The sequence below is a fragment of the Streptomyces sp. NPDC110618 genome (assembly GCF_055657065.1).
Window position 1 is genome coordinate 38,616 of sequence record NZ_JBVKBN010000029.1, and the last position, 15,183, is coordinate 53,798.

Below are 15,183 nucleotides of genomic sequence, written 5' to 3' on the forward strand. Positions count from 1 at the left end.
GTGAACATCCTTTGTCTGGTGAAGAGAGGCGATCCGTGAGTGCGGGTGGCGCGGAACTGCGGGGACGTCTGCGCGCCGTCAGTGGTGCAGGATCTTGGACAGGAAGTCCTTGGCACGGTCGCTGCGCGGGTTGCTGAAGAACTGGTCCGGCACAGCCTCTTCGACGATCCGGCCGTCGGCCATGAACACCACTCGATTGGCCGCCGAACGGGCGAAGCCCATCTCGTGGGTGACGACGATCATGGTCATGCCGTCCCGGGCGAGCTGCTGCATGACCTCCAGCACCTCGTTGATCATTTCCGGGTCGAGGGCCGAGGTCGGCTCGTCGAAAAGCATGACCTTCGGGTCCATCGCGAGGGCGCGCGCGATGGCCACACGCTGCTGCTGGCCGCCGGAGAGCTGAGCGGGGTACTTGTCCGCCTGGGTGGCCACGCCCACCCGGTCGAGCAGCTTGCGGGCCTTCTCCTCCGCCTTGGCCTTGTCGACCTTGCGGACCTTGATCTGGCCCAGCATCACGTTCTCCAGCACTGTCTTGTGTGCGAAGAGATTGAATGACTGGAAAACCATGCCGACATCGGCACGGAGCCGGGCAAGCGCCTTGCCCTCGGCGGGCAGCGGCTTGCCGTCAATGGTGATCGAACCCGAGTCGATCGTCTCCAGACGGTTGATGGTGCGGCACAGGGTGGACTTCCCGGACCCGGAGGGTCCGATGACCACGACGACCTCGCCGCGGGCGATCGTCAGATCGATGTCCTGGAGCACGTGCAACGCGCCGAAATGCTTGTTGACACTCTTCAGGACGACCAAGTCGTCGTTCGCGGCCTTGTCTTCCTTGGCCACCGATACTTCGGTCATCGCTCTCAGGCTCCGTCCTCCTCGGTTTCGGAGGACAGTAATAACCGTATCCGACCTGCGTCATTAGTCCTGAGGGGAATTTGAGCATCACGATCCGGTAGCAATCAGACACGTGTCGTAGCACTTGCGACCTGGGCGCGTACCGGGTGGATAACGACAAGCCTCGCGCAACCGGAACCCACTTGACGGGGCTGGCGTCCATCAGCGTGACTGCCATGGGCACGCGCGCGTGCCCGGTCGTGTTCCAGCTCGATCCAACCCGTACGGCCGATGAACAGGAGGGGGACGGATGAGACTGCTCCTCGTCGAGGACGACAACCATGTCGCCGCCGCCCTGTCCGCGGTCCTGGCGCGGCACGGCTTCGACGTCACGCACGCCCGCAGCGGCGAGGAGGCGCTCCAGGCGCTGGTCCCGGAGGGCCCCGGCTTCGGGGTCGTCCTGCTCGACCTCGGCCTGCCCGACCAGGACGGCTACGAGGTCTGCGGCAAGATCCGCAAGCGCACCAGCACACCTGTGATCATGGTGACCGCCCGCTCCGACGTCCGCTCGCGCATCCACGGCCTCAACCTCGGCGCCGACGACTACGTGGTCAAGCCGTACGACACCGGCGAACTGCTCGCCAGGATCCACGCCGTCAGCCGGCGCAGCGTCCACGAGGACCCGACCGGAGCCGCGGACACCGTGCTGCGGCTGGGCCCGGTGCACATCGAGCTGCCGACCCGGCAGGTCAGCGTGGACGGCTCGGTCGTCCAGCTGACCCGCAAGGAGTTCGACCTGCTGGCGCTGCTCGCCCAGCGGCCCGGAGTGGTCTTCCGCCGGGAGCAGATCATCAGCGAGGTCTGGCGGACCAGCTGGGAGGGGACCGGGCGCACCCTGGAGGTCCATGTGGCCTCGCTGCGCTCCAAGCTGCGCATGCCGGCCCTGATCGAGACCGTGCGCGGCGTCGGCTACCGGCTCGTCGCCCCGGCCGCCTAGCGGGGACGGGTGCGCACTCGACTTCTCCCGCTGCTGATCGTCCTGATGGCGGCGGTACTGCTGGCGCTCGGGATTCCGCTCGCCGTCAGCCTGGCCGCGGCCCAGCAGCAGAAGGTGGTCGTCGACCGGATCGACGACACGGCGTACTTCGCGGCCATCACCCGTTCCGTCATGGACACTTCCCAGGGCCCGAGCGACGAGGGCCGCAACCTCAGCCACGCCCTGGAGAGCTACTACGGCGTCTACGGCATCCGCGCGGGCGTCTTCCTGCCCGGGGACACCCCACTGGCCAACGCGCCGGAGACCTGGTTCCTGCCCGAGTCCGGCGAGGTGCGCGAGGCCTTCGAGGAGGCGCTGCTCAGCCGCCGCAGCCACGACCCGGAGCAGGTGTGGCCGTGGCAGCGGGGCCGCCTCGTCGTCGCCTCACCGGTCGTGCGGGACGGCGATGTCGTCGCGGTCGTCGTCACCGACTCGCCCACCGGGGACATGCGCTCGCGGATCCTGCGCGGCTGGCTGCTCATCGCGGCGGGCGAGTTCGCGGCGATGCTGCTGGCCGTCGGCGCGGCCCTGCGGCTGACCGGCTGGGTACTGCGGCCCGTGCGCGTCCTGGACGCCACCACCCACGCCATCGCCAGCGGCAGGCTCACGACCAGGGTCGCGGCGGCCGGAGGCCCGCCGGAACTCAGACGGCTCGCCCGGTCGTTCAACGAGATGGCCGACAACGTCGAGGACGTGCTGGAGCAGCAGCGCGCCTTCGTCGCCGACGCCTCGCACCAGCTGCGCAACCCCCTGTCGGCGCTGCTGCTGCGCATCGAACTGCTCGCCCTGGAACTGCCCGAGGGCAATGAGGAGATCGCCTCGGTCCAGGCCGAGGGCAAGCGTCTGGCCCAGGTCCTGGACGATCTGCTCGACCTGGCGCTCGCCGAGCACACCGCGGCCGAGCTGCGGCTCACCGACATCGGCGCGCTGGCCGCGGAGCGGGTCGCGGCCTGGTCGCCCACGGCCGAGTCCAAGGGCGTGGCCCTCGTCGGGGAGTGCCCGGCGACCACCGCGTGGGTCGATCCGGTGGCCCTTTCCTCCGCGCTGGACGCGGTCATCGACAACGCCGTGAAGTTCACGCCGGAGGGTCAGCGCGTGGAGGTGACGGTCTCCTCCAACGGCGACAGCGCGACCGTCGTCGTCACCGACCTCGGGCCCGGACTGACCGACGAGGAGCTGAACCGGATCGGCGACCGCTTCTGGCGCAGCGGCCGTCATCAGAACGTCAAGGGGTCCGGGCTGGGCCTGTCCATCTCCCGGGCCCTGCTCTCGGCGGGCGGCGGCACCATCGCGTACGCCCATCACGAGCCGCACGGGCTGAAGGTGACGGTACGGGTGCCGCGGGGGCCGTTGGCGGAGTGAGGCCTTTCTCGGGGGATTACGGCTTCACGGAGCGGTAGTAGCGCCGGGCGCCCTCGTGCAGCGGGAGCGGGTCGGTGTAGATCGCGGTGCGTACGTCGACGAGCTGCGCGGAGTGGACGTGGGCGCCGATGCCGTCGCGGCTGTCCAGCACGGTCCGGGTCAGCCACTCGGCGAGCCGGGGGTCGAGGTCGTTGCGGGTCACCAGGACGTTGGCGACGGCCATGGTCGGCACGGTGGAACCGTTCTGGATGGTCCGGTAGGCCGACTCCGGCATATTGGTGGCCCGGTAGTAGCGGGTGGCGCCGCCCTGGGCGTGCACCTTGGCGACCAGCTTCTCGTCGATCGGTACGAACCGGAAGGTCGAGGTCTCCGCGATCTCCTTCAGCCCGCCCGTGGGCAGCCCGCCCGACCAGAAGAACGCGTCCAGGTCGCGCCCCAGCTGCTTGGGACCGGTGTCGATGCCGTCCGAGCGGGGCGTGATGTCCTTCTCCGGGTCGATCCCGGCCGCCTCCAGCACCTGGGTGGCGATCAGCCGGACGCCCGAGTGCGGCAGCCCTATGGCCACGCGCTTGCCGCGCAGGTCGGCGACCGACTCGATGTCGGAATCCGGCGGGACAACGAGCTGCACGTAGTCGTCGTACAGCCGGGCCACACCGCGCAGCCGGCCGGCGCCGGGCCCCTTTTCCAGCGCGTACGTCTCCACGGCGTCGGCGGCGGCGATGGTGAGGTCGGCCTCCCCGGTCGCCACGCGGCGGACGTTCTCCTGGGACCCGGCGCTGGGCTGGAGCTCCACCTTCAGATCCGGCATGTCCTTGGCCAGCTCGGCCCGCAGCCGCTTGCCGTACTCGTGGTAGACGCCGGCCTGGGTGCCCGTGCTGAACGTGATCGTCCCGCGCGGTGGCTTCTCCCCCAGGGGCAGCAGCCACCACAGCAGCAGCCCGAGGGCGACAGCGGCGGCGACCGCGACCTGGACGGCGCGGCGCCTGCCGATACGGGGGAGCAGCGTGGACATGCGTGCGATCCTGCCAGGCGGTGCGCCCCGCTGACCAGGGGCGGCGGGCCCGGGGGCGGCCGATAGGGTCGCGCCATGAGTTCCTCGCCCGCCGAACTGGTCCGCGCCTTCCACCACGCCTTCGGGCTCGACGCCCGCACCCGGCCCACCGAGGTCTCACCGGAACTCGCCAAGCACCGGGGCGAGTTGCTCGCGGAGGAGGCCGCGGAGGTCGCCGAGGTCTCGGTGACCGGACCGCTCGACAAACTCGCCCACGAACTGGCCGACGTGGTGTACATCGCCTATGGCACGGCCCTCGTCCACGGCATCGACCTCGACGAGGTGATCGCCGAGATCCACCGCTCCAACATGACCAAGCTGGGCCCCGACGGCACGGTGTCCCGCCGGGCCGACGGCAAGGTCCTCAAGGGCGACCACTACGAGGCCCCGGACGTGGCGGGGGTGCTGCGGAGTCAGGGGTGGGACGGGGGCGGGGAGGCGGCGGGCGGGGCGTGACGTGTGGAGAGGGGGCGGGGAGGCGCGGGACGGGGTGTGACGTGCGGGAGGGGGCGGGGAGGCGACGGACGGGGTGTGACGCGCGGGGAGGGGGGCGGAGAGGCGACGGACGGCGTGTGACGTGCAGGGAGGGGGCGTGTGGTGCACGCCGGGGGCGTGGCGTGCGGCGCGCGCCGATCGCAGTGCCGTGAGCGCCGGAGCGCACTCCACCGCTCCGCGCCCCTTCCGCGCCCTCGCGCCGTCCTGGGTGGCTCGCGCGCCGCGCAAAACGTCGCCCACCGTCCCTCGCGCCGCAGGTATGGACTGCACCAGCCCCGCCCGTCATGATGACGACGCCATGACAATGCGGATGAGCTTCCTCAGGGCGGCGCTGGCCGCCGTGCTGCTGTTAGTGCCCCTGACGTCCCTCCCCGCGCGGGCGGCGGATGCGCAGGAGGCGGACTGGACGGGCCCGCTCAGCACGAGGGGCCGCTGGATCGTCGACGCGGACGGCGACCGGTTCAAACTGCGCTCGGGCAACTGGCACGGCGCCAGCGGCACCTGGAACGGATCGGGCAGTACCGAGGACGACGTCAACCATCACGCGGGCGAGAACTCCGGCCGTGTACCGCTGGGCCTGGACCGCGCCCCCATGGCCGAGATCATTGCCGGCTTCCGGGAGATCGGGATCAACAGCATCCGGCTGCCGTTCTCCAACGAGATGATCCGCGACTCCCGCCCCGTCACGGACGACGCCGTCGCCGCCAACCCGTCCCTGCGCGGGAAGACCCCGCTCCAGGTCTACGACGTGGTGGTCCGCGAACTCACCGCCGCCGGACTCGCCGTCATCCTCAACAACCACACCAACACCACCCGCTGGTGCTGCGGCGTCGACGGCAACGAACGCTGGAACGCCAGCCAGTCCACCGCGTCCTGGGAAGCGGACTGGCTGTTCATGGCCAGCCGCTACAAGGACAACAAGCGGGTCGTCGGCGCCGACCTGTACAACGAGGTCCGCCGCACCATCTGGGACGACCCGAACTGGGGCCTAGGCGACAACCACGACTGGTTCGCCGCCTCGCAGCGCGTCGCCGACCGCATCCTGACCGAGGCCAACCCCGACCTGCTGATCATCGTCGAGGGCATCAACTGGACCGGCATCCCCGTCGACGGCTTCGCCCACGAGCGCCCCACCCTGGAGCCGGTACGCCGCCTCTCGCACACCCTCGTCGACTCCGGCAAGCTCGTGTACTCGGCCCACTTCTACGGTTACACGGGCCCCAACCACAGCGGCGCCACCGGCACCGGCGAGACCAGCGACCCGCGCTACCAGGACCTGAGCCCCGACGAGCTGATCTCCGTCCTGAACCGCCAGGCCTTCTACGTCGCCTCCGAGCAGGACCAGCACTTCACGGCCCCGGTGTGGATCAGTGAGTTCGGTGTCGGCGGCCGGGAGGAGACCGGCGCCAAGCCGCGCGCCTGGTTCGAGAACTTCGTCGACCACCTCATCCGCATGGACGCCGACTTCGCGTACTGGCCGCTGGTCGGCTGGCACGAGAACCGCCGGGGCAACGGCTGGGCCCTGCTGCACTGGGACGCCGAGGGCAACCGGATGGGCGTCCACGACGGCGACGACTGGCGCTCAGCCGCTTGGAGCCGGCTCATCGCCGCCCAGGGCCGCACCGGGTACGTGGCGCCCGTGGCCGACTGGTCCATGCTCAGCCCCGACCACGCCGACTTCATCGCCTCCCGGCGGATGCGCGCCCGGCCCGACTGGGACGTCGGCGCCCGCAAGGCCGTCTGCCCGGACGGACAGCGCCTGCTCGGACTGAGCCACACCGGGAACCGGGGACTCTGCTCCGACGTTGGCCTGTCGTCGGGGCCGACAGGCGAGTACGAGGTCGTCGTGGACGAGCGCCACGTCCGGCCGGGGCAGGACTGGGCGTCCGGCTACACCAAGCTCCAGTGCCCGAGCGGCCACGCCCTCACCGGCTACAGCGTCCGAGGCGCCGCGGTCTCGGCCGCGCTGTGCACACGGGCCCCGGTCGGCACCGCGGGCGGCCGTACGGTCTGGTTCGACCGGAGCGACAACCGCGGGGCCTCGCCCAAGGGCGGCGACTTCGCGCACGGCCACTACAAGGGACAGTGCGCGGACGACGAGTACGCGGCCGGGATCGCGTACACGGGCCGTATCGGCTCGCGCCGCACCCCGGACGCCCTGTACTGCCGTCCGCTGTGACCGCGAGGGCGGGGCGCTCCCGGCGCGCCCTTACCCTTGTGGCATGAGCAGCATCGACCGGAGCCAGGACGTGGACGCCAAGCGAACGTATGAGGTGCGCACCTACGGGTGCCAGATGAACGTCCACGACTCCGAGCGATTGTCCGGGCTGCTGGAGGAGGCCGGCTACGTCCGCGCCCCCGAGGGTGCCGACGGTGACGCCGATGTCGTCGTCTTCAACACCTGCGCCGTCCGTGAGAACGCCGACAACCGCCTCTACGGCAACCTCGGGCGGCTCGCGCCGAAGAAGGCGTCGCGTCCCGGCATGCAGATCGCGGTCGGCGGCTGTCTGGCGCAGAAGGACCGCGACACCATCGTGAAGAAGGCGCCCTGGGTGGACGTCGTCTTCGGCACGCACAACATCGGCAAGCTGCCCGTCCTGCTGGAGCGCGCCCGCGTGCAGGAGGAGGCCCAGGTCGAGATCGCCGAGTCGCTGGAGGCGTTCCCGTCCACGCTGCCGACCCGGCGCGAGAGCGCCTACGCGGCGTGGGTGTCGATCTCCGTCGGCTGCAACAACACCTGCACCTTCTGCATCGTCCCGGCCCTGCGCGGCAAGGAGAAGGACCGCCGCACCGGCGACATCCTCGCCGAGATCGAGGCCCTGGTCGCCGAGGGCGTCTCCGAGATCACGCTGCTCGGCCAGAACGTCAACGCCTACGGCTCCGACATCGGCGACCGCGAGGCGTTCAGCAAGCTGCTGCGCGCCTGCGGCAAGATCGAGGGCCTGGAGCGCGTCCGCTTCACCTCCCCGCACCCGCGGGACTTCACCGACGACGTGATCGCCGCCATGGCCGAGACGCCGAACGTGATGCCGCAGCTGCACATGCCGCTCCAGTCCGGCTCGGACACGGTCCTGAAGGCGATGCGCCGTTCCTACCGCCAGGAGCGCTACCTGGGGATCATCGAGAAGGTCCGCGCCGCCATCCCGCACGCCGCGATCACCACCGACATCATCGTCGGCTTCCCCGGCGAGACCGAGGAGGACTTCGAGCAGACCCTGCACGTCGTCCGCGAGGCCCGGTTCGCGCAGGCGTTCACCTTCCAGTACTCCAAGCGCCCCGGCACCCCGGCCGCGACCATGGAGAACCAGATCCCCAAGGAGGTCGTCCAGGCGCGCTACGAGCGTCTGGTCGCCCTTCAGGAGGAGATCTCCTGGGAGGAGAACAAGAAGCAGGTCGGCCGCACCCTGGAGCTGATGGTCGCCGAGGGCGAGGGCCGCAAGGACGGCGCCACGCACCGTCTGTCCGGCCGCGCCCCCGACAACCGCCTGGTGCACTTCACCAAGCCCGACCAGGAGGTCCGCCCCGGCGACGTGGTCACCGTCGAGATCACCTACGCCGCCCCGCACCACCTGCTGGCCGAGGGCGAGGTCCTCTCGATCCGCCGCACGCGCGCGGGCGACGCCTGGGAGAAGCGCAACGCCGCCGAGGCGGCCAAGCCCGCGGGCGTCATGCTCGGCCTGCCGCGGATCGGCGCCCCGGAGCCGCTGCCGGTGGCCTCGGGCAGCGGCTGCGGCTGCGACTGACGCCCCCGTGACCCCGCGCTGATCCCGCGCGGGGTTACGCTGCCGATCATGCTTGTCGCCGCCGCCGTGTGTCCCTGTCCGCCGCTGCTCGTGCCCGAGGTCGCCGCAGGGGCCGCGCCCGAGCTGGATACCGCGCGCGCCGCGTGCGCCGACGGGCTCGGCGTGCTCGCCGCCGCGCGCCCCGACCGCCTCGTGGTCGTCGGGCCCGCGGCACCGGAAGAGCACGGGGCCTACCCGCAGGGCGCGCACGGCTCCTTCCGGGGCTTCGGCGTGGAGATCGACGTACGACTCGGCACCGGGCAGGCTCCGGAGAACGCGCGGCAACTGCCCGCCTCGCTGGCGGTGGCGGCCTGGCTGCTGGAGCGGACCGGCTGGGCCGATGCCCCGATCGAGGGACTCGCCGTGGGGGAACCTCTGGACGCCGAGCGGTGTATCGAAACCGGAAGGGAGATCGCCGCGGGCCCCGACCGCGTGGCGATGCTGGTGATGGGCGACGCCAGCGCCTGCCGCACGCTCAAGGCACCCGGCTACCTCGACGAGCGCGCGGAGCCCTTCGACGCGGCCGTCGCGCGGGCCCTCGGCGCGGCGGACGTGACCGCGCTCAAGGAACTGGACACCGAGCTGGCGCGCGAGCTCAAGGCGTCCGGCCGGGCGCCCTGGCAGGTGCTCGCGGGCGCCGCGCAGAATGCCGGGCTGTCCGGCGCGCTGCTGCACGAGAGCGCGCCGTACGGCGTGGGGTACCTGGTCGCGACCTGGTCGTAGCGGCGGTTCCGGAGCGGGCAGGGGCCACCGTCCCGGTGCAACGGCGGACGGCCGGGAGCGGGGATGCTCCGCGGCCGTCCGCCGATGTATCCGTGCTGTGGTGCTGCGTGCCGCCGTGATCAGGAAGCGGGAGGCGGAGGGCTGTTCGGCGGGGTGGTGTCACCGCCCGTGCCGCGGCTCGGCCCCTCGTTCTTGTGCCCGAGCCGGTCCACGGCGTCCTTGGCCTTGCCCGTGCCCGACTGGATCTTCTCGCTGTACTTGCCTTTGGTCTTCTCGTCGACGACCTTGGCGGCCTTGTCCAGACCGTGCTGGACCTTGGGCCCGTGCTGATGGGCGAGGTCGGAGACCTTGCCCTTGGCCGGGCCGAGCTTGGCCTTCAAACTGTCCAGGAGACCCATCGTTCGCCTTCCCACGCGGGATCGTCAGGTGCGGGCGCCCTCGCCGGCCTCTCGGTCGGCCGCCTCCTCGGCGGACTGCTGCCTGGGGATCACGCCTTCGGCGGCCGCCGCCGTCTCCGTGCCCTCATTCCCGGCCGAGTCCTTCGCCTCGGTGGTCTCTTCCGCCGAAGCCGTCTCCTCCGTCCCGGACTCGGTGGCCGCGGTGTCGGCCTCAGCCACGGCGGTCGACGCCTCCTCCGCCGTCCTAGACCTCCGGAACAGCCGTGCCAAAACGCCCATATCAACTCCATACGGTACTCGTGCGGGCGAATTCCCGCGTCGTCCGGTGCGTCCGTTTGCGTCGCCCGGATCGCCGCCCCTCGGGACCGGCGGCGCGTATCTCGCATCTGGCAACGACGTCGGTCCGGAGCCGTCACGTAACTCGTTCGAGGTCACCCTCTGAGGTTTGCGAGACTGTTTCAGTGAGCAGCACACCCTCCGCCCCCCGCGTCATCGCCGTCGTCGGTCCCACCGCGGCCGGAAAGTCCGATCTGGGCGTCTTCCTGGCCAGAGAGCTCGGCGGCGAGGTCGTCAACGCCGACTCCATGCAGCTCTACCGAGGGATGGACATCGGCACCGCCAAGCTGACGCCCGAGGAGCGGTGCGGCGTCCCGCACCACCTGCTGGACGTCTGGGACGTCAGCGTCACCGCCTCCGTCGCCGAGTACCAGCGCCTGGCGAGGGAGCGGATCGACGCGCTGCTCGCCGAGGGACGCTGGCCGATCCTGGTCGGCGGCTCCGGCCTGTACGTCCGCGGCGCCGTCGACAACCTGGAGTTCCCCGGTACCGACCCTGAGGTCCGCGCCCGCCTGGAGGAGGAGCTCACCCTGCGTGGCTCCGGCGCCCTGCACGCCCGCCTCGCCGCCGCCGACCCGGACGCCGCCCAGGCGATCCTGCCCAGCAACGGTCGCCGTATCGTCCGCGCTCTCGAAGTGATCGAGATCACCGGGCAGCCTTTCACGGCCAACCTGCCGGGCCACGACTCGGTCTACGACACCGTGCAGATCGGCGTCGACGTCGCCCGCCCGGAACTCGATGAGCGGATCGCCCGGCGTGTCGACCGGATGTGGGACGCCGGGCTTGTCGAGGAAGTGCGCGCACTGGAGGCGCGAGGGTTGCGCGAGGGGCGTACGGCCTCGCGCGCGCTCGGCTACCAGCAGGTGCTCGCGGCGCTCGCCGGGGAGTGCACCATGGCCGAGGCCCGGACCGAGACCGTCCGCGCCACCAAGCGCTTCGCGCGCCGTCAGGATTCATGGTTCAGACGCGATCCGCGGGTGCATTGGCTCAGTGGGGCCGCGGAGGATCTGACCAAACTTCCGCAGCTCGCGCTGGCGTTGGTCGAACGACCGGTTACAGCCTGATCACGTCATGGCATCGGGACGCTCCGGCCGTCATCGTGGCCTCCGGCGCCATGCCATCATCGAGCTTCGATCGACCAAGTGGAGTCCGAGTTGGGAGGGCGCGTGGCGATGGAGGCCGGCCCTCGCGACACCGCACAAGGTACCGAAGCCGTCACCGGTGACCGGGGCGAACCGGAGCGCAGCGACGACCGTCTCAGCCCGGACGGTCCCGACGACGACATCCAGGGCGGGGTGACCGCCGACGGCCCGGAGCCGGAGGAGATGTTCCCCGACGGCCCCGAGGTCGAGGTCGAGCTGCGCCCGCAGCGCAGACTGCGTATCTGGCAGCTGGCCCCCATCGTGGCCCTGGCCGCGGTCGGCTCCCTGATGTTCGCCTTCCCGCTGGCCTTCGACTTCGGCGACAGCGGCGCCGTGATCGCCATGCTGGGCCTGCTGATCTGCTCCTGCGCGGCGGGCTGGGGAATGATGGCGGCGCGCCGCGTGGGTTACACGTGGCCCGGCCTGCCCCAGCGCGGCTCCGGCAGACGCGCGGACTGGCGCATGGTGCTGCTGTACGCCGTGCTCGTGGCCGCCGTGGTGATGCTCGCCGTACTGCGCGTGGCCCGGCTGCGCTGAGCCACCGGTTGCAGCTTCCGTGACTGTCGGTGCGGCACCGTACGATCGAGGCATGAGCACGCGGATCGCTTTCCTCAAGGGTCACGGGACCGAGAACGATTTCGTGATCGTCCCGGACCCCGAGAACGCCATCGACCTGCCCCCGTCCGCCGTCGCCGCACTGTGCGACCGGCGCGCGGGCATCGGCGGTGACGGGCTGCTGCACGTCGTGCGGTCCGCCGCGCACCCCGAGGCCAAGGAGATGGCGGCCGAGGCGGAGTGGTTCATGGACTACCGCAACGGCGACGGCTCGATCGCCGAGATGTGCGGCAACGGCGTCCGCGTCTTCGCCCGCTACCTCCAGCGCGCCGGACGCGTCGGCGAAGGCGACCTCGCGGTCGCCACGCGCGGGGGCGTCAAGCGCGTGCACCTCGCCAAGGGCGGCGATGTGACGGTCGGCATGGGCAGGGCCCGGCTGCCCGAGGGCGAGGTCGTCGTCAGCGTCGGCGAGCGCAGCTGGCCCGCGCGGAACGTGAACATGGGCAACCCGCACGCGGTCGCCTTCGTCGAGGACCTCGCGCACGCCGGGGACCTGCTCGCGCCGCCGCCGTTCAGCCCGGCCTCGGCGTACCCGGACGGGGTGAACGTCGAGTTCGTCGTCGACCGCGGCCCTGGGCACGTCGCCCTGCGCGTGCACGAGCGCGGCGCCGGGGAGACCCGCTCCTGCGGCACGGGCGCGTGCGCCGTCGCCGTCGCCACCGCCCGCCGGGATGGCGCCGACCCCGCGGTCACCGGCACGCCCGCGACGTACACCGTCGACGTGCCCGGCGGCACTCTGGTGATCACCGAACTGCCCGACGGCGAGATCGAGATGACCGGTCCCGCGGTGATCGTCGCCGAGGGCGAGATCGACGCCGACTGGCTGGCCTCGCTCGCCGGTTGAGTCCGTTTCAGCGCCTCAACGGCTCGCTGAAACCCGTCGTACCGCAACGACTTGATATCGGTTCTGCCGGGTGCCCGGCCCGCGGAGGGTCGTCCTCCGTGGGTACCCGGTCGAGGATCGAAACCCCGGTCGGCCGCAGGTCGCGGGGTTCGAAACCGTAAACCTGCGAACCTTCGCTCGAATGGGTGATCCGTTTCACGCTCGGCGAGAGGCGGTCAGCCGCGCGTGATGGGCTCGGTAGCATCAAGCACCGGCCCGGACGGGGGACCGTTGCCAGTCCCCGGAGCCGTGTCCGTCATGGGGCACCCCGTCCGCCGGTCCACGCAGCCGGAGGTGCCCATGAGTGCGGAGGCCACGAACCCCGCGACGCCCGGTCCGGTAACCGGGCCCGCAGCACGCTGGCGGGCCCGTATCGACCTGCGGCGCCTCGGCCGTGCCGCCCTGCTCGGCCCGGCCGGCCGCGACCGCCTGCCCGACGCCATCAGCCATGTCGTCGAGGCCCACCGCGCCCACCACCCCGACGCCGACCTCGAACCCCTGCGCCGCGCCTACGTGCTGGCCGAGTCCTCGCACCGCGGCCAGATGCGCAAGAGCGGCGAGCCGTACATCACGCACCCCCTCGCAGTGACTCTCATCCTCGCCGAACTCGGCGCCGAGACAACGACGTTGACCGCCTCCCTGCTCCACGACACCGTCGAGGACACCGAGGTGACGCTCGATCAGGTGGGCGAGCAGTTCGGCGCTGAGGTGCGCTATCTCGTCGACGGCGTCACCAAGTTGGAGAAAGTCGACTACGGCGCCGCCGCCGAGCCGGAGACCTTCCGCAAGATGCTCGTGGCCACCGGCAACGACGTCCGCGTGATGTCGATCAAACTCGCGGACCGCCTGCACAACATGCGCACCCTCGGAGTGATGCGCCCCGAAAAGCAGGAACGCATCGCCAAGGTGACCCGGGACGTCCTCATCCCGCTCGCCGAACGGCTCGGCGTCCAGGCGCTCAAGACCGAGCTGGAGGACCTGGTCTTCGCGATCCTGCACCCCGAGGAGTACGAGCACACGCGGGAGTTGATCGTCGAGAACGCCTCCCGCGCGGACGACCCGCTCGCCGAGGCCGCGGACGAGATGCGCACGGTGCTCAGGGACGCCGACATCCAGGCCGAAGTCCTCATCCGGCCACGGCACTTCGTCTCCGTGCATCGGGTGGCCCGCAAACGCGGCCGACTGCGCGGCGCCGACTTCGGACGGCTGCTGGTCCTAGTCGGCGAGGACGCGGACTGTTACGGCGTCCTCGGCGAACTGCACACCTGTATGACGCCGGTGGTCTCGGAGTTCAAGGACTTCATCGCCGTACCGAAGTTCAACCTGTACCAGTCCCTGCACACGGCGGTCGCCCGCCCGGACGGACAGGTCGTCGAAGTTCTCATCCGCACCCACCAGATGCACAAGGTCGCCGAGGCCGGCGTGGTCGCCCTCGGCAACCCCTACGCCCCCTCCTCCGACGAACCCGCCGACGGCGAGCGCGCCGACCCGACCCGCCCCGGCTGGCTCTCCCGCCTCCTCGACTGGCAGCAGGCCGCCCCGGACCCCGACACCTTCTGGTCCACCCTGCGCGAGGACCTCGCCCAGAACCGCGAGATCACCGTCTTCCGCCCCGACGGCGGCACCCTCGGTCTGCCCGAGGGCGCGAGCTGCGTGGACGCCGCCTACGCGCAGTACGGCGAGGACGCCCACGCCTGCATCGGCGCCCGCGTGAACGGCCGTCTGGCGACCCTCAGCACCGTTCTGAAGGACGGCGACACCGTCGAGCTCCTCATGGGCCAGGACCCCGCCTCAGAGCCCTCCAGGGAGTGGCTGGAGCACGCTCACACCCCGGCCGCCCGCATCGCCATCCAGCGCTGGCTGGCCGCGCACCCGACGACCGGGGAGGAGGGCGAGCGCCCCGCCGAGAGCGCCCCCGCGCCCCGCCCCACCACCGAGGCGCTGTCCACGGAGGGCTCCTCGACGGCCCGCCCGGCCGCCAATGTCGTGGTCGACCAGCCGGACGCGACGGTACGGCTGGCGGGCTGCTGCACTCCGGTGCCGCCCGACGAGATCACCGGCTTCGCGGTACGCGGGGGAGCGGTGACCGTGCACCGCGTGCTGTGCACGGCGGTCGCGCGCATGAAGAGCACGGGCCGTCCGGAGATCGCCGTGCACTGGGGCGGCACGAGCGAATGCCGGGTGACGCTGGTCGCCGAATCGTTCGTCCGCCCGCATCTGCTGGCCGACCTCACCGAGGCGATGGCCACCGAGGGCGCCGAGATCGTGTCGGCGACGGTGGAACCGCCCACCCAGCAGCGGGTGAGGCACACCTACACCGTCCAGCTCCCGGACGCCGCCGACCTGCCCGCCCTCATGCGGGCCATGCGGAACGTGGCGGGCGTGTACGACGTGAGCCGGACGCAGGCCCAGCCGGGGATGTCGTAGAGCCGGACGGAGAGCCAGCCGGGCATGGCGCAGAGCCGGACGGAGACCCAGCCGGGGATGCCGTAGCCACCCGGCCGACCCCGTTCGAGTGGGCCGGGC

14 protein-coding genes are annotated in these 15,183 nt (G+C 71.4%); 10 read left to right on the forward strand and 4 right to left on the reverse strand.

All coding sequences use genetic code 11. The annotated features are described in order from the left end of the window. Nucleotides 1-78: 78 nt before the first annotated feature. Nucleotides 79-855 (reverse strand): amino acid ABC transporter ATP-binding protein, encoded by a 777-nt coding sequence (locus ACZ7L7_RS33810; RefSeq protein ID WP_285516537.1) that lies wholly within the window; start codon nucleotides 853-855, stop codon nucleotides 79-81. A gap of 289 nt (nucleotides 856-1,144) precedes the next feature. On the opposite strand from ACZ7L7_RS33810, the gene ACZ7L7_RS33815 reads away from it, so the two are divergent. Together ACZ7L7_RS33815 and ACZ7L7_RS33820 are read left to right on the forward strand one after the other, a co-directional pair. Beyond that, on the forward strand, nucleotides 1,145-1,831 hold the full coding sequence (locus ACZ7L7_RS33815) for a response regulator transcription factor (protein WP_285516536.1): 687 nt from the start codon (nucleotides 1,145-1,147) through the stop codon (nucleotides 1,829-1,831). 9 nt (nucleotides 1,832-1,840) lie between these two features. After that, nucleotides 1,841-3,232, forward strand: a complete 1,392-nt coding sequence (locus ACZ7L7_RS33820) for a sensor histidine kinase (RefSeq protein ID WP_472077855.1) — start codon at nucleotides 1,841-1,843, stop codon at nucleotides 3,230-3,232. A gap of 16 nt (nucleotides 3,233-3,248) precedes the next feature. Here ACZ7L7_RS33820 and ACZ7L7_RS33825 read toward each other — a convergent pair whose 3' ends face one another. After that, entirely contained in the window at nucleotides 3,249-4,244 is a 996-nt protein-coding gene (locus tag ACZ7L7_RS33825; RefSeq protein ID WP_472077856.1) for a TAXI family TRAP transporter solute-binding subunit, read from the reverse strand. Between the two features lie 75 nt (nucleotides 4,245-4,319). On the opposite strand from ACZ7L7_RS33825, the gene ACZ7L7_RS33830 reads away from it, so the two are divergent. The 4 genes from ACZ7L7_RS33830 to ACZ7L7_RS33845 all read left to right on the forward strand — a co-directional run bounded on the left by ACZ7L7_RS33830 (nucleotide 4,320) and on the right by ACZ7L7_RS33845 (nucleotide 9,283). Beyond that, the gene (locus ACZ7L7_RS33830; protein ID WP_472077857.1) at nucleotides 4,320-4,739 is read left to right on the forward strand and encodes a pyrophosphohydrolase domain-containing protein; all 420 of its coding nucleotides are present in this window, start codon (nucleotides 4,320-4,322) and stop codon (nucleotides 4,737-4,739) included. Between the two features lie 343 nt (nucleotides 4,740-5,082). Continuing rightward, nucleotides 5,083-6,957 carry a glycoside hydrolase family 5 protein gene (locus tag ACZ7L7_RS33835; RefSeq protein WP_472077859.1) on the forward strand — a complete coding sequence of 625 codons (1,875 nt, stop codon included), beginning with the start codon at nucleotides 5,083-5,085 and terminating at the stop codon, nucleotides 6,955-6,957. A gap of 43 nt (nucleotides 6,958-7,000) precedes the next feature. Then, the gene (miaB, locus tag ACZ7L7_RS33840; RefSeq protein WP_285516532.1) at nucleotides 7,001-8,521 is read left to right on the forward strand and encodes a tRNA (N6-isopentenyl adenosine(37)-C2)-methylthiotransferase MiaB; all 1,521 of its coding nucleotides are present in this window, start codon (nucleotides 7,001-7,003) and stop codon (nucleotides 8,519-8,521) included. A gap of 48 nt (nucleotides 8,522-8,569) precedes the next feature. Beyond that, a complete protein-coding gene (locus ACZ7L7_RS33845) occupies nucleotides 8,570-9,283 on the forward strand; it encodes a class III extradiol dioxygenase subunit B-like domain-containing protein (protein WP_285516531.1) in 714 nt (237 codons plus the stop codon). A gap of 119 nt (nucleotides 9,284-9,402) precedes the next feature. On the opposite strand, the gene ACZ7L7_RS33850 is transcribed toward ACZ7L7_RS33845, so the two are convergent. Further along, nucleotides 9,403-9,681: an antitoxin gene (locus ACZ7L7_RS33850; protein WP_285516530.1), complete on the reverse strand. Its 279-nt coding sequence runs from the start codon at nucleotides 9,679-9,681 to the stop codon at nucleotides 9,403-9,405. A gap of 24 nt (nucleotides 9,682-9,705) precedes the next feature. Then, nucleotides 9,706-9,900: a gliding motility protein gene (locus tag ACZ7L7_RS33855; RefSeq protein ID WP_352230239.1), complete on the reverse strand. Its 195-nt coding sequence runs from the start codon at nucleotides 9,898-9,900 to the stop codon at nucleotides 9,706-9,708. 242 nt (nucleotides 9,901-10,142) lie between these two features. Between ACZ7L7_RS33855 and miaA the strand changes: the two genes are divergently transcribed. The 4 genes from miaA (at nucleotide 10,143) to ACZ7L7_RS33875 (ending at nucleotide 15,084) form a co-directional block, all read left to right on the forward strand. Then, the gene (miaA, locus tag ACZ7L7_RS33860; protein WP_453603812.1) at nucleotides 10,143-11,081 is read left to right on the forward strand and encodes a tRNA (adenosine(37)-N6)-dimethylallyltransferase MiaA; all 939 of its coding nucleotides are present in this window, start codon (nucleotides 10,143-10,145) and stop codon (nucleotides 11,079-11,081) included. A gap of 108 nt (nucleotides 11,082-11,189) precedes the next feature. Continuing rightward, entirely contained in the window at nucleotides 11,190-11,696 is a 507-nt protein-coding gene (locus tag ACZ7L7_RS33865) for a hypothetical protein (RefSeq protein WP_285516566.1), read from the forward strand. A 52-nt stretch (nucleotides 11,697-11,748) separates the two neighbouring features. Further along, nucleotides 11,749-12,618, forward strand: a complete 870-nt coding sequence (gene dapF / locus ACZ7L7_RS33870; RefSeq protein ID WP_471593219.1) for a diaminopimelate epimerase — start codon at nucleotides 11,749-11,751, stop codon at nucleotides 12,616-12,618. A 339-nt stretch (nucleotides 12,619-12,957) separates the two neighbouring features. Continuing rightward, complete coding sequence (locus ACZ7L7_RS33875) at nucleotides 12,958-15,084, forward strand: RelA/SpoT family protein (protein WP_453603809.1); 2,127 nt, start codon at nucleotides 12,958-12,960, stop codon at nucleotides 15,082-15,084. Nucleotides 15,085-15,183 lie beyond the last annotated feature (99 nt).